This window comes from Pseudomonas sp. 2024-210 (assembly GCF_045062345.1).
Taxonomy (GTDB): Bacteria; Pseudomonadota; Gammaproteobacteria; order Pseudomonadales; family Pseudomonadaceae; genus Aquipseudomonas.
The window spans coordinates 382,711-398,624 of sequence record NZ_JBJGEJ010000004.1 but is presented as its reverse complement, the minus strand read 5'-3'; the positions used below and the strand labels follow the sequence as shown (position 1 = coordinate 398,624).

General features: G+C 56.7%; 23 protein-coding genes and 1 pseudogene. 2 read left to right on the top strand and 22 right to left on the bottom strand.

Translation table 11 applies throughout. The features are described from left to right. Positions 1 to 3: 3 nt before the first annotated feature. From ACI7MX_RS08800 to ACI7MX_RS08745, 12 genes and pseudogenes are all read right to left on the bottom strand, one after another. Positions 4 to 507, bottom strand: coding sequence for a DnaT-like ssDNA-binding protein (locus ACI7MX_RS08800; RefSeq protein WP_314482495.1), 504 nt, complete (start codon positions 505 to 507; stop codon positions 4 to 6). Positions 508 to 566: 59 nt separating this feature from the next. Next, the gene (locus ACI7MX_RS08795) at positions 567 to 1,154 is read right to left on the bottom strand and encodes a hypothetical protein (RefSeq protein ID WP_314482497.1); all 588 of its coding nucleotides are present in this window, start codon (positions 1,152 to 1,154) and stop codon (positions 567 to 569) included. Positions 1,155 to 1,200: 46 nt separating this feature from the next. After that, complete coding sequence (locus tag ACI7MX_RS08790; protein ID WP_405590289.1) at positions 1,201 to 2,163, bottom strand: major capsid protein; 963 nt, start codon at positions 2,161 to 2,163, stop codon at positions 1,201 to 1,203. A 12-nt stretch (positions 2,164 to 2,175) separates the two neighbouring features. Then, positions 2,176 to 2,904 (bottom strand): hypothetical protein, encoded by a 729-nt coding sequence (locus tag ACI7MX_RS08785; RefSeq protein ID WP_314482503.1) that lies wholly within the window; start codon positions 2,902 to 2,904, stop codon positions 2,176 to 2,178. Positions 2,905 to 2,986: 82 nt separating this feature from the next. Beyond that, a complete protein-coding gene (locus ACI7MX_RS08780; RefSeq protein ID WP_314482505.1) occupies positions 2,987 to 4,072 on the bottom strand; it encodes a minor capsid protein in 1,086 nt (361 codons plus the stop codon). Then, complete coding sequence (locus ACI7MX_RS08775) at positions 4,047 to 5,465, bottom strand: DUF4055 domain-containing protein (protein WP_314482509.1); 1,419 nt, start codon at positions 5,463 to 5,465, stop codon at positions 4,047 to 4,049. The genes ACI7MX_RS08780 and ACI7MX_RS08775 overlap by 26 nt, the downstream gene beginning before the upstream one ends. Next, the gene (locus ACI7MX_RS08770; RefSeq protein WP_314482511.1) at positions 5,462 to 6,784 is read right to left on the bottom strand and encodes a terminase; all 1,323 of its coding nucleotides are present in this window, start codon (positions 6,782 to 6,784) and stop codon (positions 5,462 to 5,464) included. Before ACI7MX_RS08770 ends, ACI7MX_RS08775 begins: the two co-directional genes overlap by 4 nt. Further along, the gene (locus ACI7MX_RS08765; RefSeq protein WP_314482514.1) at positions 6,759 to 7,235 is read right to left on the bottom strand and encodes a DUF2280 domain-containing protein; all 477 of its coding nucleotides are present in this window, start codon (positions 7,233 to 7,235) and stop codon (positions 6,759 to 6,761) included. The genes ACI7MX_RS08770 and ACI7MX_RS08765 overlap by 26 nt, the downstream gene beginning before the upstream one ends. Positions 7,236 to 7,266: 31 nt before the next feature. Beyond that, entirely contained in the window at positions 7,267 to 7,890 is a 624-nt protein-coding gene (locus ACI7MX_RS08760; protein WP_314482517.1) for a putative metallopeptidase, read from the bottom strand. A 299-nt stretch (positions 7,891 to 8,189) separates the two neighbouring features. Further along, positions 8,190 to 8,443: pseudogene (locus tag ACI7MX_RS08755) on the bottom strand (hypothetical protein). Between the two features lie 52 nt (positions 8,444 to 8,495). Continuing rightward, positions 8,496 to 8,816 (bottom strand): hypothetical protein, encoded by a 321-nt coding sequence (locus ACI7MX_RS08750; RefSeq protein ID WP_405590296.1) that lies wholly within the window; start codon positions 8,814 to 8,816, stop codon positions 8,496 to 8,498. After that, positions 8,813 to 9,142 carry an MFS transporter gene (locus ACI7MX_RS08745; protein ID WP_146386689.1) on the bottom strand — a complete coding sequence of 110 codons (330 nt, stop codon included), beginning with the start codon at positions 9,140 to 9,142 and terminating at the stop codon, positions 8,813 to 8,815. Before ACI7MX_RS08745 ends, ACI7MX_RS08750 begins: the two co-directional genes overlap by 4 nt. A 97-nt stretch (positions 9,143 to 9,239) precedes the next feature. Here ACI7MX_RS08745 and ACI7MX_RS08740 point away from each other — a divergent pair, with 97 nt between their 5' ends. Both ACI7MX_RS08740 and ACI7MX_RS08735 read left to right on the top strand, forming a co-directional pair. Continuing rightward, complete coding sequence (locus ACI7MX_RS08740) at positions 9,240 to 9,575, top strand: DUF6555 family protein (RefSeq protein WP_405596035.1); 336 nt, start codon at positions 9,240 to 9,242, stop codon at positions 9,573 to 9,575. Next, positions 9,562 to 9,801, top strand: a complete 240-nt coding sequence (locus ACI7MX_RS08735) for a hypothetical protein (RefSeq protein WP_146386619.1) — start codon at positions 9,562 to 9,564, stop codon at positions 9,799 to 9,801. Before ACI7MX_RS08740 ends, ACI7MX_RS08735 begins: the two co-directional genes overlap by 14 nt. A 248-nt stretch (positions 9,802 to 10,049) precedes the next feature. Here ACI7MX_RS08735 and ACI7MX_RS08730 read toward each other — a convergent pair whose 3' ends face one another. The 10 genes from ACI7MX_RS08730 to ACI7MX_RS08685 form a co-directional block, all read right to left on the bottom strand. Continuing rightward, positions 10,050 to 10,631, bottom strand: coding sequence for a hypothetical protein (locus ACI7MX_RS08730; protein WP_146386617.1), 582 nt, complete (start codon positions 10,629 to 10,631; stop codon positions 10,050 to 10,052). After that, the gene (locus ACI7MX_RS08725; protein ID WP_146386615.1) at positions 10,628 to 11,227 is read right to left on the bottom strand and encodes a recombination protein NinG; all 600 of its coding nucleotides are present in this window, start codon (positions 11,225 to 11,227) and stop codon (positions 10,628 to 10,630) included. The genes ACI7MX_RS08730 and ACI7MX_RS08725 overlap by 4 nt, the downstream gene beginning before the upstream one ends. Then, positions 11,227 to 11,643 (bottom strand): recombination protein NinB, encoded by a 417-nt coding sequence (locus ACI7MX_RS08720; protein WP_146386613.1) that lies wholly within the window; start codon positions 11,641 to 11,643, stop codon positions 11,227 to 11,229. Before ACI7MX_RS08720 ends, ACI7MX_RS08725 begins: the two co-directional genes overlap by 1 nt. Beyond that, on the bottom strand, positions 11,640 to 12,506 hold the full coding sequence (locus tag ACI7MX_RS08715) for a hypothetical protein (protein ID WP_146386611.1): 867 nt from the start codon (positions 12,504 to 12,506) through the stop codon (positions 11,640 to 11,642). The genes ACI7MX_RS08720 and ACI7MX_RS08715 overlap by 4 nt, the downstream gene beginning before the upstream one ends. Beyond that, the gene (locus ACI7MX_RS08710; protein ID WP_146386609.1) at positions 12,499 to 12,714 is read right to left on the bottom strand and encodes a TraR/DksA C4-type zinc finger protein; all 216 of its coding nucleotides are present in this window, start codon (positions 12,712 to 12,714) and stop codon (positions 12,499 to 12,501) included. The genes ACI7MX_RS08715 and ACI7MX_RS08710 overlap by 8 nt, the downstream gene beginning before the upstream one ends. Continuing rightward, positions 12,714 to 13,526: an ATP-binding protein gene (locus ACI7MX_RS08705; RefSeq protein WP_146386607.1), complete on the bottom strand. Its 813-nt coding sequence runs from the start codon at positions 13,524 to 13,526 to the stop codon at positions 12,714 to 12,716. Before ACI7MX_RS08705 ends, ACI7MX_RS08710 begins: the two co-directional genes overlap by 1 nt. Next, complete coding sequence (locus tag ACI7MX_RS08700) at positions 13,516 to 14,334, bottom strand: YdaU family protein (RefSeq protein WP_146386605.1); 819 nt, start codon at positions 14,332 to 14,334, stop codon at positions 13,516 to 13,518. The genes ACI7MX_RS08705 and ACI7MX_RS08700 overlap by 11 nt, the downstream gene beginning before the upstream one ends. Further along, positions 14,334 to 15,095 carry a phage antirepressor KilAC domain-containing protein gene (locus ACI7MX_RS08695; protein WP_146386603.1) on the bottom strand — a complete coding sequence of 254 codons (762 nt, stop codon included), beginning with the start codon at positions 15,093 to 15,095 and terminating at the stop codon, positions 14,334 to 14,336. The genes ACI7MX_RS08700 and ACI7MX_RS08695 overlap by 1 nt, the downstream gene beginning before the upstream one ends. A 61-nt stretch (positions 15,096 to 15,156) precedes the next feature. Further along, positions 15,157 to 15,579 carry a phage regulatory CII family protein gene (locus ACI7MX_RS08690; RefSeq protein WP_146386601.1) on the bottom strand — a complete coding sequence of 141 codons (423 nt, stop codon included), beginning with the start codon at positions 15,577 to 15,579 and terminating at the stop codon, positions 15,157 to 15,159. A gap of 84 nt (positions 15,580 to 15,663) precedes the next feature. Further along, the gene (locus ACI7MX_RS08685; RefSeq protein WP_405590306.1) at positions 15,664 to 15,888 is read right to left on the bottom strand and encodes a Cro/CI family transcriptional regulator; all 225 of its coding nucleotides are present in this window, start codon (positions 15,886 to 15,888) and stop codon (positions 15,664 to 15,666) included. Positions 15,889 to 15,914 lie beyond the last annotated feature (26 nt).

Here is a 15,914-nt window from a genome sequence, read left to right as displayed (position 1 = left end):
CAATTATGCGCGGACGGCGAACAGGCCCCGCTTTTGTAGGTAGTCAGCAAACTGCGTTGCGCTCGGCCGATCAGGCGCCGCCGGCAGCAGTCGGTTGCTGGTGTTAGGGATGGCCGCGTACTGTCGCGTCACCGCACCCTCGACGCGATCCAGCAGCACTGCACCCTTGCGCTTCTCCACCGGGTCAATGTCGTCCTGGTGAATCTCAGCGGCCAGGGCCATCTGCCCGTACTGGATGCGGGCAGGCAGGTAGTTGTTCGGCTTGATCTCGTGATCCAGCAGCACTTCCCGGCGCGGCCATGACAAGGCCTGCTCGCTATTCATCTTGCGTCCCTTCCACGTCATGCCATCCATCGCCAAGGCGGCCCGGCGCAGCAGCGCTTCCTGCTCGGGAAGACCTGCAGGGATGACCGTGCCAAACCTCACGGCATACAGGGTCAGGTCCTCGGCGCTTGCATAGCTTTCGGCGTCAGGAAGGCCCTGCCCGGTCTCGATGATGAGTGTCATGCGTCAACTCGCTGGAATGGTTTGAAGGTTGGTTGCCGGATCACCGGCAGCCAGCAGTATTACTCCTCGGGCAACTCAGCGACGAGCTTTTCCAAGGATTCTTTCGAGGCGTTGGCACGGTACTGAACCTCGGCCTTATCGAGTCGCGCTTTCAGCGCTGCAATTTCGCCAGCATCATCAGGCAGCACGATAGCGGCCTTCTTGAGCGTTTCGATTTCGTCACGCAACGTATCGATAGTCGACCGCAGGTCATTACGCTCAATGGTCAATTCGCCAACCGAAGCATGGATGGCACCAAGCCCTTCAAACAAGCGCAACGCCAGCTCGCCAGACTCAGGACGGTGGATTTCACCAGCCTCCAAACCGTCGATCAGCAGAACTACTGCGCCGTTCTCAGCCCGCAGCTCGGCAAGCAGCTTGTTCAGCTCGTCAGATGCGACCGCCCGCGAGCTAACAACAGCAGCCGCTGGCAACTCGATCACCTTAACTTCAACGCCAGCATCTTCGTACGCTGCAACGATCTGTGGATAGTCGCCAACCACCGTCACAGCCGTTGCGTCACGCTCAACGCTGCGAAACAACCCGGGGGAGCGGTAACGCTTGCCCGGTTCAAAGCCGTCAAGCTGGTTCGTGTAAACGAGCTCCATCGAAATCTCCATAGCGACCATCACTGGCCGCTTCCTGATGTGGATATTATTCGCCGAGTGGTGGCGTGGTGGTGAGATTGATCATCACGCCAGCGGTGACCTTATTGCTGTCCGAATGCTTGACCCAGTTCGCGGCAGAACCAACAGCTGCCAGCGTTGGGTTGGTGCCGCCAGTGGACTCCTTCCAGCTGTAGCCCAGCACATCGATGTTGACAGTGCCTTCGGCGCGGTAGCCGATGGCCAGGTTTTCTTCGTCGTTGACATCGTACGAGCGGAAGCCAGGAGCCTGCGACTCGGTGATGACCACTGCGTTTGGCAGCAGACCGAAGATGGCATCCACTGGCGCCTTGTCGGTCACCAGCACCGGCTTGCCCAGGGTGCCAGGCAGGCCGCCATAGATCACGACGCCGGCTTCTTCATAGATCTTGCTCGCAATCGCTTCATCAACGATGTCGAAGTAGGCAGACGAGTGCATGACCCACAGCGCGATGCGGCCGAACTTGTCGCCAAATTTGCGCATGCCGCGGGTCAGGGTTTTCTTGCCGTCGGTTTCGATGTTGGCAGATACCACCATGGCGGCGTTTGAACCGATGGCAGCCTTGAGCGCGCCAGTGGCGTACTCGATGAAGCCTTCGATGGTGGCGTCAGCCACGTCGGCTCCGATGATCTGGGAGAACTCTTCCACCGGACGACCGCGCCGTTTGAACGCCTCTTCGGTGGTCTGGTACGGGCCGTACTTCCACGGTGCCTTGACGCCTACAGCCTCGCCAGCGCCGATTTTCTTGGCAATGACCTTGCCTTCGGAGTTGACATCGCGATGCTCCAGGCCGCCGCCGAGCTTGTAGAAAGCGCGCTTGCGGAAGTCGCCTTGGATCAATTCGTTATCGAGGACGATTGCGCCGTTGGACGACGAGTTGAAAATGTCCAGGTTGTCCTGAATGCGCTCCAGATATGCGGTTTGCGCCTCATCGTTGTAGATGATCAGGTCGCTGTTGACAGTTGTAGCCATGGGTTTATCCCCTTACTTAGGCAATGCGAGGTATGCGGTTTGGCCGTGCTTGCGCTGGTAATCGCGCTTCTGCTCGGAGGTCATTTCGGAGCGTTTAGATGCAGCCTGGCCGCCACCCCCGCCCGGGGCTTGTGTCCCTGAAGCCCTTGGCCACAGATGAGGTGCGCTTTCGCGCAAGGATTCCGCCCATTCGAGCGGGGTCAGAGGGGTTTTGCCGTCTTTGCCGAGGATGGTCTGGCCAGACTCATCGACGGCGACCGCTTCGCCCTCGTCATTCAGTGAGAACACGCCCTTGGCGCGCAGAATGATGTCGTCGGCGGCTTCAGGCAGAGCGCCGGCTTTCAGTGCTGCGCCGCGTACCGAGTCACCCAGGACTTTGCCCTGGAACTTCGCGGCGAAGGCTTCCGCCTTCTCGGCGCGACCGGCGAGAGTTTTCAGCTGCTTGTCGTGCTCGCCACGCAGGCGCTCGGTGCGTTTATTGAACACCTCGTCCACCTTGCCCTCTGTCAGCAGCTTCGTTTCTTCATCCTGGCCAGCACGACTCAGCAGGCCTTTGACGGCGTCGATGTCGATGCCTTCAAACTGGGTCTCGAACTGGGTCAGCTTGCCGGAGGTTTCCTTCAGCTTGCCCAGCAGTTCCGAGTTCTTGGTCTTCAGGCCGGAAACGGAAGCTTCAACGGCAGTCGCGATAGCGGCCTTGATTGCCGGGTTTTCCAGGTCGATTTCGTTTTCTTCTGCCACGTTGATACACCCCTTGGATTTTGTTTGCCCGCTTTGCAGGCAATAAAAAACCGCCCGAAGGCGGCTGATTGAATGTGTTCGGTCAAATGCCCGCTTGCTCGAATGCCAAAGGCTCCAAAACCTTCATCCGCGCCAAATTGAGTGGCGCAAAGTTGCGATCAAGCTGCAGCTCGGCGAAACGCTCGACGGTTAAACCACCCTCCCGGAACAGCTTGGCCCGCATTGGGCCGATTGCCTCGTCCTGAAACGCTGCCGGCTGCCGCTGTAGCCAGTGATAGTAATCAAGGTCAGCACTGACCTGCTGTCCGCCGTCAGCACCCACCGAGGCGCGCGTAGACCCCTTGGCGAACATCGCGCTGAGCTTGGTCAGCAGGATGAAGGTGGTGCGACAGTTAGGGTGAAACGGCGGCCTTGGGCCGGAATCCACTGGAAACTTGCGCTTGTCCATCGAGCGGCATTGCTGGCTAGTCTTGCTATCCAGCGTGGCGACCATCTGGATTTCTTCGACGATATCCGTATTGGCCTTTGCCACCTCCATGCGAGCCTGGGACGACACGTGCTGAATCGCGGTGTGCACGACCGTACTAGCGTTGCGGTTGGTGGTAGCAAGAATCCCGTCCTTGTAGCCGGCCGCCTTGGTGCCACGAATGTTGCGGATGATCTGGAAGTTCGTCTGCCCTTCAAAGAAGCCCTGTCGGATCGTCCCGGTGACTCGCTCCCGCTCTGCATTAGTCCAGTCCTTGATGAAGGTCTTGAGTAACTTCCCACCACCAATACCGCGTAAGCTGAGCGGGTTCGTCAGCACTGCTGTGCGGACTGCAGCAGTCGTCGTAGCGACCACGTCCAGCGACAAGCCAATCGGCGCCGTTCTGGCAAGACTGGTCGCTTCGAACTCGGCCTCGTAGTTGGCAATATCGATCAGGTCGAGGTTCAGCTGCGCGCTGAAGCGGACAAAGATCGCCAGCAACAAACTATCGACCTCCTCCAGTAACGCCTCCAGCCGCTTGACGTTGTACTCGGTAAGGTCAGACTGGGTAAGTCGTTCGCGGATCGAGCGGTCAATCTCTTTTAGGAAGGGGGCGAACTTGCCGACCTCCCCCGCCTTCAACTTTTCGAGGAAGACCGCATGCCGGATCGTGGCGTCAAGGATTGCTTGGTTTACCGCCATTTGGTGTCACCTCGTCGTCCAAGCCCAGTCCATCACGCTGCTCTTGCAGCTCACCATCAATCTGAAGGTCGGTGCGCTCTGGCGCGATCAGGCCCAACTTACGCAGGTACGCCCGAAGATCCGCTTTGGCGAAACCACCGTTCTGCCAGAGACCAACCAGCGCGGTGATCATCTGCGGATCAGCCGTCAGCTCGACGAACTCCTGATTGATCAAATAGGCAACCTTCTTGTCAGCAATGCCCATGTACGTGCAGCACCACATAATTGCCCGAGTGTAGGCCTCGCTGACGTTGGCCACGCAGCCAGCTAGCACCGATGTCGATGCCGACTGGTCACTGCGCGACTCGGTAGCAGTCTTGGCCGCCAATGAGGTCACCACCATACGGGCGCCCAGTTCGATCATCATCTGGTTTTTATCGGCCATCGCCTCTTTAACCAATGTGTTCGGCAGTGGTTGTGCATAGCCGAAAGCACCGCCGGCCGGAAGCATCATCGGCGCCCGAGAGCCAACATAGACGCCATTTTTCTCCATCCAGTCGCGCCAAGACTCATCAAGCCCGGCAATCCATGGCTGCGCCTGTCCGCACCAGAACACACTGTCTTCATAGTCAGCACTGTTCCGGTAGTGGCCCAGGTTGATCATGGCGATGTCGTACAGCGGAGATTCATCGATGCTTGGGTCGTTGTTCTGCGCTCCAACGAAGGTGAACGGGATCTCCTTCAGTCGGCCGCCAGCACCTGAAGGACGGAATTCATCGGTAACCGCTAGAGGCCCGCCATTTTCAGGCCCGGACCGCCGCCATACCCGGCAAACAAAGCCATCATCTTCCAGAGCCAGTTCCCGGTACTGTTCTACCGTCTTGAAGCCGAAGCCATCAGGGATTTCCGGAGACTCCTTCAGTACCACCAAGGTCAGCACGCTATGGCCGTTCACCATGCCGGTGCGCCAGTTGATGATGTCCTCAGCGCAGTAGGTCAGGATAACCGCGTGCCCGCCGATGCCGTCGTCTTGGTGATAGTCGACGTATAGGCCATGACGACCAGCCTCAAGCACCTTTTCCAGTGTGCCCTGAGAATGCTGATAGATGCTCACCCCGGAGCCGTTTGCGTTGTCCTGCAAGTATTCCAACTTCGTCGGCACAGTCAGCGTCGGATCTTTGTGGAAGGCCAGCCCAAGCAGACCGTTTCGGGTGTGACCGGTGGCGTTTTTGAATACCGCACGTTCGCGGTAAGCCTGGTTCCGATCTTGATTCTCTGGCGACTTGTCGTGCGCGTTGATGTACGGCAGCCGATCGACAACCCGGTGCTGACCGGCGCAGACGTCGCGAACGGTCGCCCAGCGGTCCAGCACTGCCGTGTATTCCGCCCGCTTGAAGGAGACGTCGTTGCTCATCGGGCGTATCCCATTTTGATAGAAGTGACGATCGCTTTGATCGGATAGCGCTTGGCAATGAAGTAGCCGGCGGCGTCGTTCATATGGTCGTGACCCTTTTTCGGATCTTTGTCCGGCTCGCCCTTGTCGGTGTAGGTCTGTCGCTCCAGACACAAGGTGAGCTGAGGGCACTGGTCGATGTTGACCTTCAGCCGTCGCTCGCCGTAGGCGTTCAGGAACATGGCGTTCACCGAGTTCACACGGTCCTTCACGCCTGGATTTGTGGAGTTAACGATCACCGTGAATTTTGCTTTTTTCAAAAGCGACAAGTCGGACTCGCTCGCGTTTTTGCTGCTGGTGTTCTGCCCGCTGGCGTCGGGATAGACTGCCACCGAGTGCCCAGGGAATCGTGTCTGGATCTTCTCGATCATCTCCGGCGTGTCCCGAACGCCATGAAACTCGTCCAGGGCCAGCGGCAGATCTTTACGCACGACATAGACGACGGCCGCCATTTTCATGACGTTGAAGTCCATACCGATGTGCAACGCCTCGCCCGGCTTGATTCGCTCGCTGGTTCGGCACTCGTCTCGATTGAATGTGTAGTAGACGACGCCCGCGTAGTTCTCAAAGCCAGCTTCGTACTCTTGCCGGAAGGTGCGCGGGTCCATTTTCCGGCGAGCCGCTTCAAGCTCTTCAGGAGGAACGTTTCCGCCCTGCAATGACGTGTACTGCCAGCTCTTGTGGTCCGGCTCGCCACCTGGTTTGCCGTCCAGATAAGTGTCGTAACAGTGGTTGAAGCCCTTGGGCGTGCCGATTCGCAATGCATGACCACCCTTGCGCATACCAACACCTGGAATCTGGTACTGACAAGTCGACAGCATCGGCCGCAGCACCTCTTCCCACGCAGCCCACGGACAGTCTGCCCATTCATCCACCAGGACGAAGAACAGACCGGAGCCCCGCAGGTTGTCGTAGTTGTCGAGTCCCACCACGCGCATGACGTGGCCGGACTTGAGGGTGATTGAGCATTCCGTCTCGTTCGGGCGGTGTGCACGCCATGCTTCGGGGATAGCCTGCTTCAGGCGCCGCCAGAACACGCGCTTGGCCTGTTTGAAGGTTGGAGCGCCGTACCAGATCTCGTCCTCGACGCTTACCCCCCACTCAGCCGCGAGACGAGCAGCACGGCGCATTTCGGCCTTGCCCAAGAATGTCTTGCCGAATCGCCGACCGCACACGGCATCACGGAAGCGGGCTTCAGGCTGAAAGCCCCATACATAGATATTTGCCTGCTTCGACGTAAGCTTTACTGGCGGATCATAGGTGCGGGGTAGTCGGGACATTCTCGTCTGGCTCCAATGTGTACTCAGCGAGTGCGTGCGGTTGATCCGCTTGAGAGCCAAGAGGCTTTTCAGGTTCGAGACGACGATTTACATACACATCGCCCACCTCCTTGGCTGCCTGCTCCAACAACTGGGCAGTCAGCGCCATGTTCTTCATGTTCTCAGCCTTCTCGGCCATACGCCCCAAGGCTCGCAATCGATATGCACGGTTGGCTATCGGGATATCTGCGGTCTCTTCACGAAAGCGCTTGCGGGTGTCGTGAAACAGGGTCTGCCACTTGGCTGCCAAGTTAACCCCAGCGCGCTTGGTTGGGTCGTGCTGCTCCACCTGCTGACGGGTCACATCAACATCGAATTCTTGCTTCACCGCTTGTGAGACTTGCGTCGGTGTGTCGAAACACGCCAAAGCCTGAACGATGAAGACTTTCACATCGTTTTTCAGGGCTGCCATAGATTGGATTCCGTCTCATGCCTGTCTCATATCAGGCCGACTTGATCAGACAGGTTCCGCAGGCCCTCGCAATATTCAATTTTCCCACCTCGGCGGTTTTTTTTGCAGCGTCCACCAACGCTTGAACGTCAGGGCTCGCACCATAGCGGCGAACCACCCCGACAAACTCCTCGACGTCATGGCCTTGCAGCTTGATCTTCGGTGCACCGTCTTGGGTGAATGCTGGTTGACCGTACTTGTCGGTCGCGTGAGCCAGGTGGTAAAGCTCGTGCTCGATGAGGGCACAGAAGCCGAGGTCGCTGCACTGGGCGCAGTAGTCGGCAGCCAAGGTGATGATGAAGGCCGGCACATCGCCGAACCAATCACGCATCTGCTGCTCCATCCGTGCTTTCTGCCAGCCACCGGCGCGGAACGCTACCTGTTCAGCCTGACCCAGAACTGTTCTGCCCTGCTTCTCGAAACTCGACGAGGCCCACATGACCCGAATGCCTGCACCCAGCAGGTGGGCGTGATCTGAATTGTGAATGCTGCCGGTATCAGCAAGTATCTCGGCTTGAAGCCACTCCCACACATCTGGAGCTGGATGGAGGCGGATGCCGAAGTCGCTCAGATCGGACAGCTCAAGCAATGACGATGGAGGGTATGGCCTGTCCATAACTCACCTTAAGCTTGAAATAGTGGAGTGTTGACGGTATTTGTTTCGCGAGATGCAACGGAGATTGCAGAATGTCAGATCGGTTTATTGTCGTAAACGCCCGACCTATCGAAGGCGGCAGGCGTCGCGATAACGCTAAGCCGTCCCATTGGAAGGTTCGGGGCTATTTAATTTTGGACACGCTGGAGGATCGGAGACTACCGACTTCCTACTCAACTCGGCTTGAAGCACAAGAGGAATGCGATAGAAAAAACAGAAGCCTGTGACCCCCTCCCGTGCTGCACTCACCTGCGGCACACCTACCCTTCCCAGCTACTTAGCAGCACACTAGTCAGCTTCTGTTCACCCAGACGCATCGCGCCCAGGCATTGCAGATCGTCACACTTAGGCCTGAGACCGAATACAATAACCTCGCCCTTAGCGCCTAAATCGTAAGCGCGCCTACATTGCATTTGGGATGCTCGCTAGCATCTAGATCATCAGCAATCTTGCGCAGGGTCTTGCCGGCGTCACGCCAGTCTTCTCGTTTGAACTCCATAACCTCGAGCGTCATTCAGCTTTCAGTGTCGCGTTACAATTCGTTGGGTTCTAAAAAGTGTCGCAAGTTACTTCTGCTTGTCGCAGCCCATGCACTGCTCACAATTGAGCATCCGGCAAAGCCAAGCTTTCACCTGCTTCCAGTACATGACCATGAAGATATGCCGGGCGCCGGCGAGTGCTAAGGCGACGTGCAACGTAAGACCGGCGCTGGTCGGTCCGAAAAAGATGTTCTGGCTGCGCGCCATGACGACGAAGCCGCTGATGGCGATCGTCGAGTAGATCAGCTTGCCCAGAATGCCATCCCTGACTTTTCCGCTCAGCACGCACCAAGTCGCCCACAGTGCGATAAGGCCGCAGGCAATGGAGTTGATCAGTTCAAGATTCATGGTGGATTGCCTCCCCCGAACCTCTGACGGATAAGCGCCCAAAGGTCGGCAGCTTTAATAGCTCGATTGATCGCTGCCAGGAGCGAGCCGCCGAACGTGCCCAGCAGAAAGCCAATGCCAGCGACAATGCTTGGCTCAGTTACGCCCAAGTAAGCACTCACCATTCCTGTCAGATATAGCGAGCAGGAAACCCCAGTGATCAAGAAGATCATCCAAGCCCGCCAATCGGTCAGGTCATCTTTGTGCCACCAACTTGCGACGATCACCCCTAATAGACCCGCTATCAGGAGGTCGAGCCTGTCGAGCAGGCGGTGCAGAAAATCCATGCGCTCGACTCCGTGGGGCATGATTAATAAATGATCCGGGGCAAGCAGAGCTTGGATCTTTAGGTCAAAAGCGTCGCAACCCAAATATGAATGAATTATGAGCGCTGCTGATTGTCGGACAATTAAAGAGACTAAGACGTCAAAGCCGTCATCAGCTGGAGCTGGAATCGACATGAGTCAAGAGCACATTTTCACCATTGAATACAAACTTCATGGAGCTCCCAAAAAACTTTTAATCCGGGCATTGCACCTGACTGATGAAGATGCGTGGCAATGGGCAGGCTGTGATGCCGGTGCAGTGCCCATCCCCAAGCCTGGGAAGCCTCCACTCAAGCTATTCTCAAAGCCAATGGCTGAAAGACTCGGTATTACCGAGGTGCATTGGCGCGGTCCTGGATCTGTCCACGGGTGCAAACCACATGAACACAGTTAGATTTAGATTCGCGAAGAATGAATATTGGGAGGCGCAGATCACTCTCAATGCCAGTCTCTTTTTCGAAGCTGATAGGCTCGAGGCTGCTGCCTACGTGATCATCGCCGATGGTTTTGATAGCCCTGAGGTTTGGAAGCGATTTACAGAAGCCAAAAAAGCCGCTGAAGAGAAGCGTCAAGTGGCGTGGCTGGATTGGATGCGCATCCAACAAGCTTGGAAAGAATAACGTTGGCAGCCCTGTGTTGCTCCTCCTTACAAGCCTCAGAGGTTAGGGTGCGCAGGATATCGGTGCTTGTCCGGAGCAACGCACATCCGGCTCATCATTGTCCAGACGCCCCGAAGGCTGCTCTGGCTGCAGTGGATCGGCTTTTTCTGGGCAATAAAAAACCCGACGCAGTGGCCGGGTTTTCAGAGCAAGTTGCCGTAGGCAAAATACTAACTATGGCGAAATGATGCCGTCAGCCGGGCGGGAAGTCAAGCGGCCTCTTTCATCTGGTAAATAACCCCGCCAATTGGGCACAAGGCTTTAGCATCAATGTCATAGCAAGCATCGAAGCACAACTGCACAAAAGGCTCCCAATCTCGCCCCCAGCGATCCGAGATCAGTCCAATATCGTACTCAGCCTTAAGCCACGCCCGAAATACTTCAGGCTTGCGCATCGGATCAGGATTCGCCGATTGCCCACCCTGATGCATATACCGATATCGGCGGAACACCCCCTTGGCCACATACTCAGCACGCTCCCGCTTACTAGTCGTCATTCGCTCCACGCGCGAGCACGCCAGGTTGAACACGGCTTGCTCTGCATCCTCCACGTCATCGGCGCATGGCTCGGCGGCATACATGGCATTGCCGAATGCGCGGAGCTGGAAGTGCAGGCGAGCAATTGCTGACTGGATCTGCCCGGCCAAAGCCCCGTGCACTGCGTGATTAGCTGTAGGCCCGCGTTGAGTGCCCTGCACTACCACACCTAACTCAGCTGCATCGGAGGTCTGGCCCGGGGCCGGGTTGTAATTGCAGTCATGCCAAGCCTGACGTGCCGAGTCAATTCTCATGCTGCTGCCCTCTTCAGTTCTCTGCTCTTTGCGCGGTAGTCGGCCTTGATGACCTTTATCTCGTCTACGGTGTACTTGCGGGCCGGATGAGGCCCTTCCAGCCAATCCACCTTTTCGGCGCCGATGCGAAGCACCAAGCGGATGCGGTACTCAACGGCGTTACCTGACAGGTTGCGATTGCACCTCACGCACTGCCGGTGGATGTTCAGCAGCTCAAAACGCAGTTCAGGGCAGGCGCCCACAGATCGGTAATGCCCGGCGTCCCATCGACTACCCGTCATGAGGTCGTTGTCGCTCGGCGTCGAGTCGCAACTGATGCACGGCAGGTGTGCGTCACGCAGCCGGATGAACTCGTTCACCGCGGCCTGAGCCTCCCGCAAGTGATCCGCCCTGCTCTTCAACTGTTCCTTGCGGACCTTGATCTCCCTGCGCCCAACCTGGGCCAGCGACTTGACGGCCCGGTCCAGATTCTTTGGAGCATCAAGAATCGCGCAGGCCGGACTGCACACTGCTTGGCCAAGGCGCGCAGGGACGAATGAGGCCCCGCATTCAGCGACCCGGCACTTCTTCAACTTGCGTTGCTTGATCGCGAGCATCAGTACCGCCCTCCCCACACATCCTGGGCAGACCACTTGACACCATTTTGCGAGCCAAACGCTTCCACCCAAGTGATCAGGCTTGCGCACTGCTTAACGCTCAGCTTTGACGTATGCTCGAAAATCATGTCGATACCGTGGCCGTCCAGCGCCGGTACCAGCATTGGAGAGTGTCCGTCCTCCCTAAGCCATGCGGCGGTACACAAACGCTTCCAGACGACGACAGAGAGCTTTTGCCCGTGCCATTCCACTTGGGCGGCAACCTGAGTCAGCAGCTTGTGGAGCACTTTGTTCTGCTCTCCATTGCGGTCTTGATCGACGATCGCCAATTTCTTGGGCTTGGCCAGGTCAAGACCATGCAGGTATCCAATAGCGCGAGTTCGGTCAGATTCGTTGCGGAGCATGAGGTCAGTCATGGCTGCTCTCCCTTGTCCATGGCGGCGCTCTCTTCTTCCCACGGGAAAGGACTGTATGACTCCAAGTTAGTCTCCCAGTGCGCTGGCTCCGTCATGCCTACGTTGTCGTAATGCGCCTGACAGTGGTCACACCTGAAAATGTAAAGGCCTGATCCCTTCTCGAAATAGTCCTCCCGATACTCAAGGATCTCGGCCTGAATCAAGACCAACTGTTCGACGGTGATCTGGCCGCTGATAGCGCTAATGAACGGATCATCGCCATCGCTGTTAAAGACCTCGATCCAAACCGACTCTTCGCCATTTCGCCAAGCGTTGGCGTCGTACTCTTTCTGTTCAAGATCATCGCGCAGCTTCTCAACCTCAGCCTTCAACTCCGTATTAACCAGCTCGTAGGCCTCGAAGCCAGTCTTGAGCCCAGCGTTCTCGGCGCGGTACCTGTCTATGCTCACTTCCTGTCGGCGGATACGTGATGCAGCCGCGAGCAGAACGATGGCAAACGGATCGCTCTCACCATGATCCAAGTTGTCTTGAAAGGACTGGGCGTTGTCGACGAGCTCCTTGATCAAGTCTTCCGCCAGCCAGTCATGCGGCCCCTTTAGTGCTTCGTTCTCAGCGATCAGGGCCATTAGCTGTGGCAACGCATTGACGACAGCTACTGCCAGCCATGAATCGCGCTTGAAGCTGAAGTGAGCCCACGGCTCTTCCTTGGCCCAAGTTTTACCAATTTGAAACGGCTCGCCAGCACAGCAGATGCCACCCATGCTTTGAGCTGTCTCAGCCCATTGCCCCGGCTTGTGTTCGGCCTGCTCGATAGCGCGATTCAGCGACTCAGTCAGCCTCTTCAACTCGGAATGCTCAGCCACGACGAACACCTCGCAGTTTCAGCGCAGCCCGCTCGGCGCAGGTAATGCAGTCCCGAACACCCGGAACTGCCAGGCGACGACCTTCGGAAATTTCTTCGCCGCACTCGCATTCATGGGCGCTTTCGCCACTGTAAATCACGCGAGCAGCAAGGGCTGATGCCAGCTCTTTCTCGATACGCGCTTCTGCAAAATCAACGTCATCAGCCATTAAAAAATCTCCTTGCCGCGGTGTGATTCCCAGTTGAACGGAACAACGATCAGGCCACCCTCGCGCAAACGATCCACGCAGCGCTCACCCATAGCGCCCGGCAACTGCCCAGCGGAAAGGTTGGTAATCACCACTGTTGGGCGCTGCTGCTCGTAACGTCCGTTGATGATTGCGAACAGGGTGGTTAGCTCGAAGTCGCTCGGCTGCTCTTTGCTAACGCCGATTTCATCCAGAACCAGAAGATCGGGGTTGACCAGGCTGGACAGGATGTCTGATTCACTTCGCTCGCTTTTGCGGTCGAATGTCGCCTTGATAGCCTGCAGAACTGCACCGACGGTGCGGTACACGGCTGTGCGGGAGGTTTTGTGCAACAGCTCGTTTGCGATTGCTGCGCCCAGATGGGTTTTGCCAGTACCTGGCTTGCCAATCAGCACCATGCAGCGCCCGGACTCGTACATCCGGTCAAATTCGGCGACGTAGTGACGGCAAAATTTCAAGGCGTGACGTTGTTCGCCATGCTCGACCACGTAATTTTCCAAGTTACTGCCTTGGAAGCGCTTCGGAATCAGTGCATCCCCAAGCTTGCGGGTCAAGGACAGGCGCAGTTCGTGCGCGGCAGCGGCTTGAGCGCTCGCTTCACGCTCAGCGGCAGCGGCTCGCATGCACTCAGGGCAACCACCCTTCAGCTCACGACTCAGGATCACAGTTACCTTTTGCTCGAAAGGCCCGTGCTTCTCGCAGTCTGCTGGTTGGACGCGAACGTTGGTGCTCGTAACGGCATCTGTGATTTGAACGATTTTTTCAGAGCGCATAGGTGCCATCCTCTCGTTGAATCAGGTCGGCGGTGTAGTCGCGCTCGGCAAAGCCGGTGTGGCGGGACGGGGTTTCACGCTTCACGAACTGGCGGACGTTACTGGCGCGGTTCTTGTCGTCCTTGACCCACTTCACCAGCAGGGATACCCATTTGGATTGAGTGTTCAGGGTTCCAGCCGTTTCGTGGTGAGCCGTGAACGGGGCAACAGCCTCTCGAGTGAATAGGTCAGTGGATACACCGAAATGCACGCAGTAGGTCTTCAGGAGATTGGTGTCAGGCGTCCAGTCCAGGGTCATTTCAACCGGGGCCTTTGGGTTGACAGGTTCCGGAGCAGGCTCTGGCTCAAACTCAATCTGCGGAATTTCTTCGCCCGCGTTGAGAGAGTGGTGTTGATCTTTTGGTCCTTGGTTAGTGGTTAGTGGTTCTTGGTTAGGTGGTGATTCGTTCACGACTGGTGCACGCTTCGTGCTATCGCCTGCACGCTTCGTGCGTTTATCCGCCTCTCGCTTCTCGGCAATCTCTCTATTTTTCAAGGCCATTGCGTGATAAGCATTGACCTCATCTTGAATTCGAGCTTGAACGTAGCGACCGCCAACCAGCTCAAAGAACTTACTCAGCACGAAGGTTACAGCTGAAATTTCTTCTGGTGACCTGGCCCAACACCAGTCAATAGCCTCCTCCATAGTAGGGAAGCGTTCCCGGTCATAGCACGCATCAAGCAGAAGCGTGTACGCACCGTGCTCCACCATAGAGAGACGGCCAGCCTTCTTGTGGTAGTCGCCGATATTGCGTTTGAAGTAATGCATTACAGCTCCCCCTCAAGGTTGTATTGCGCCCACAACCCAGCCACCCAGTTGACGCCCTTGGGGGTGAATTTGGACTGGTTGTAGGCATGACCGCTGTCACTGGTGCCGGCTTTGACTTCAAAGCGCTCTGCGTCGATATGAGGCTGATAGGCCTGCCACTCACCACCCATGCGGTACATGATTTTTTTGTCGAGCAGAAATTCACGAAAGCGGGATTCGTTGGCCTTGAGCAGTTTGGCGGTTTGGCGAAAACCTTTAAGGCCGGTCGAGTCGACATAGCGGTCTACAAACTGAATTTTTGGGGCGGCCTCAATCAGGGCCTGGCTGGCTTGTTGCTGAAGCTCAAACTGTTCTGCCCAGGCGCGAGCCGCAGCTGCGGGGTTGGAAAAGTCAGGAAGGGTCGCAATCACCCGCGGGCCTTCGAGCTTCGACTGCAGCTCGTTGAGTCGACGGATCACTTTGTGGCGAAGCGGGATGCTGTAACCGGTCAGGAGCGTTTCTGTCAGTTCTTTATCCAGCTCGAAAAGCGTCGTGTACCCGCGCCCGTCCTTTGTCTCTCGGACATGGATCAGATCTGAGCCATCTTTTTGCAGCTCGGCGAGCATCTCGCGAATGTCACGGATAACGTTCTTGTGAAGCTTTCCTGTCAACTCGGCAATCTCCGAGCTGCTCATGGTCACGGTGCGCGACACGTTTTCAGTTTCGACAAAACGTGTCGCGACACGTGAAGGGGTATTGACGAGATTCGATTGTGGATTCATTATTAACTCGCAGATTTAGCAATGAGCCGGGCCGTAATCCCGGCTTTTTTGTGTCTGAAATTCAGGCGACCTTCACTGACTCATCCATCACATCCAGGCTTTCTCGGATGTGGCTGATTTCGCGGCGAATGGTGGATTTGTCGAATTGGCACACCCGACCGTCTTGCAGGGCTTCGTGCACAGCGATGGTCAGGTCGGCAAACTCTTTGCCGACGCCAATCATTGATTTGGTGAGTTCTTGAGGTTTTGGAGCGTTCTTCGCGATCAAATCAAAACCAAACTCATGGGACAGAGCTATCAGCGGACGCATGTCGCCTGTGTGCAGCAAGATCCCGTACAGATGCTCAATCGTTAGGTGATGGGCATCGTTATCCGGGTTGGCACGCTGAAGTAGGCTCACATGCGCAACACCCATCTTTGCCGCCAGCGTCTTCGCCTCGTTATCCAGAACAGCGCCCTGGCAGGCCCGCAGAAAATCTTCCATTCGTAAAACCTCAATTCTGTTTCCGTGGCGCCCTGCCAAGGAGTCGGCGAAAATTTGTTCCGCAGCGCAGCTGTAGGAGTTGCTTTAAGCGGCGGTTTTTTGGGACGGAAACGGACGCTGCTCCAGCGCCGAAAGACTCCCGTCTTCGTTACAGGTCACGACTACATCGCGACCGACTCGGATAGCTTTGCTCAGAGCACCCTGGGTGCAGACAAGCATCTGCGCAGCCTTGGTATGGCCGTGCTCTTTAGCGAAATCAGAAAGCGGGATACGACGCATGACGACGCCCTCAACGTAATTACTAGCCATCAGTATGACCTCCGGTATTGTTTACA

What these genes read in the sequence shown, in the direction of transcription:
- ACI7MX_RS08800 (WP_314482495.1), bottom strand. Translation starts at nt 507, where the DNA reads ATGACACTCATCATCGAGACCGGGCAGGGCCTTCCTGACGCCGAAAGC.
- ACI7MX_RS08795 (WP_314482497.1), bottom strand. Translation starts at nt 1,154, where the DNA reads ATGGAGCTCGTTTACACGAACCAGCTTGACGGCTTTGAACCGGGCAAG.
- ACI7MX_RS08790 (WP_405590289.1), bottom strand. Translation starts at nt 2,163, where the DNA reads ATGGCTACAACTGTCAACAGCGACCTGATCATCTACAACGATGAGGCG.
- ACI7MX_RS08780 (WP_314482505.1), bottom strand. Translation starts at nt 4,072, where the DNA reads ATGGCGGTAAACCAAGCAATCCTTGACGCCACGATCCGGCATGCGGTC.
- ACI7MX_RS08775 (WP_314482509.1), bottom strand. Translation starts at nt 5,465, where the DNA reads ATGAGCAACGACGTCTCCTTCAAGCGGGCGGAATACACGGCAGTGCTG.
- ACI7MX_RS08770 (WP_314482511.1), bottom strand. Translation starts at nt 6,784, where the DNA reads ATGTCCCGACTACCCCGCACCTATGATCCGCCAGTAAAGCTTACGTCG.
- ACI7MX_RS08765 (WP_314482514.1), bottom strand. Translation starts at nt 7,235, where the DNA reads ATGGCAGCCCTGAAAAACGATGTGAAAGTCTTCATCGTTCAGGCTTTG.
- ACI7MX_RS08760 (WP_314482517.1), bottom strand. Translation starts at nt 7,890, where the DNA reads ATGGACAGGCCATACCCTCCATCGTCATTGCTTGAGCTGTCCGATCTG.
- ACI7MX_RS08750 (WP_405590296.1), bottom strand. Translation starts at nt 8,816, where the DNA reads ATGAATCTTGAACTGATCAACTCCATTGCCTGCGGCCTTATCGCACTG.
- ACI7MX_RS08745 (WP_146386689.1), bottom strand. Translation starts at nt 9,142, where the DNA reads ATGGATTTTCTGCACCGCCTGCTCGACAGGCTCGACCTCCTGATAGCG.
- ACI7MX_RS08740 (WP_405596035.1), top strand. Translation starts at nt 9,240, where the DNA reads ATGAGCGCTGCTGATTGTCGGACAATTAAAGAGACTAAGACGTCAAAG.
- ACI7MX_RS08735 (WP_146386619.1), top strand. Translation starts at nt 9,562, where the DNA reads ATGAACACAGTTAGATTTAGATTCGCGAAGAATGAATATTGGGAGGCG.
- ACI7MX_RS08730 (WP_146386617.1), bottom strand. Translation starts at nt 10,631, where the DNA reads ATGAGAATTGACTCGGCACGTCAGGCTTGGCATGACTGCAATTACAAC.
- ACI7MX_RS08725 (WP_146386615.1), bottom strand. Translation starts at nt 11,227, where the DNA reads ATGCTCGCGATCAAGCAACGCAAGTTGAAGAAGTGCCGGGTCGCTGAA.
- ACI7MX_RS08720 (WP_146386613.1), bottom strand. Translation starts at nt 11,643, where the DNA reads ATGACTGACCTCATGCTCCGCAACGAATCTGACCGAACTCGCGCTATT.
- ACI7MX_RS08710 (WP_146386609.1), bottom strand. Translation starts at nt 12,714, where the DNA reads ATGGCTGATGACGTTGATTTTGCAGAAGCGCGTATCGAGAAAGAGCTG.
- ACI7MX_RS08705 (WP_146386607.1), bottom strand. Translation starts at nt 13,526, where the DNA reads ATGCGCTCTGAAAAAATCGTTCAAATCACAGATGCCGTTACGAGCACC.
- ACI7MX_RS08700 (WP_146386605.1), bottom strand. Translation starts at nt 14,334, where the DNA reads ATGCATTACTTCAAACGCAATATCGGCGACTACCACAAGAAGGCTGGC.
- ACI7MX_RS08695 (WP_146386603.1), bottom strand. Translation starts at nt 15,095, where the DNA reads ATGAATCCACAATCGAATCTCGTCAATACCCCTTCACGTGTCGCGACA.
- ACI7MX_RS08690 (WP_146386601.1), bottom strand. Translation starts at nt 15,579, where the DNA reads ATGGAAGATTTTCTGCGGGCCTGCCAGGGCGCTGTTCTGGATAACGAG.
- ACI7MX_RS08685 (WP_405590306.1), bottom strand. Translation starts at nt 15,888, where the DNA reads ATGGCTAGTAATTACGTTGAGGGCGTCGTCATGCGTCGTATCCCGCTT.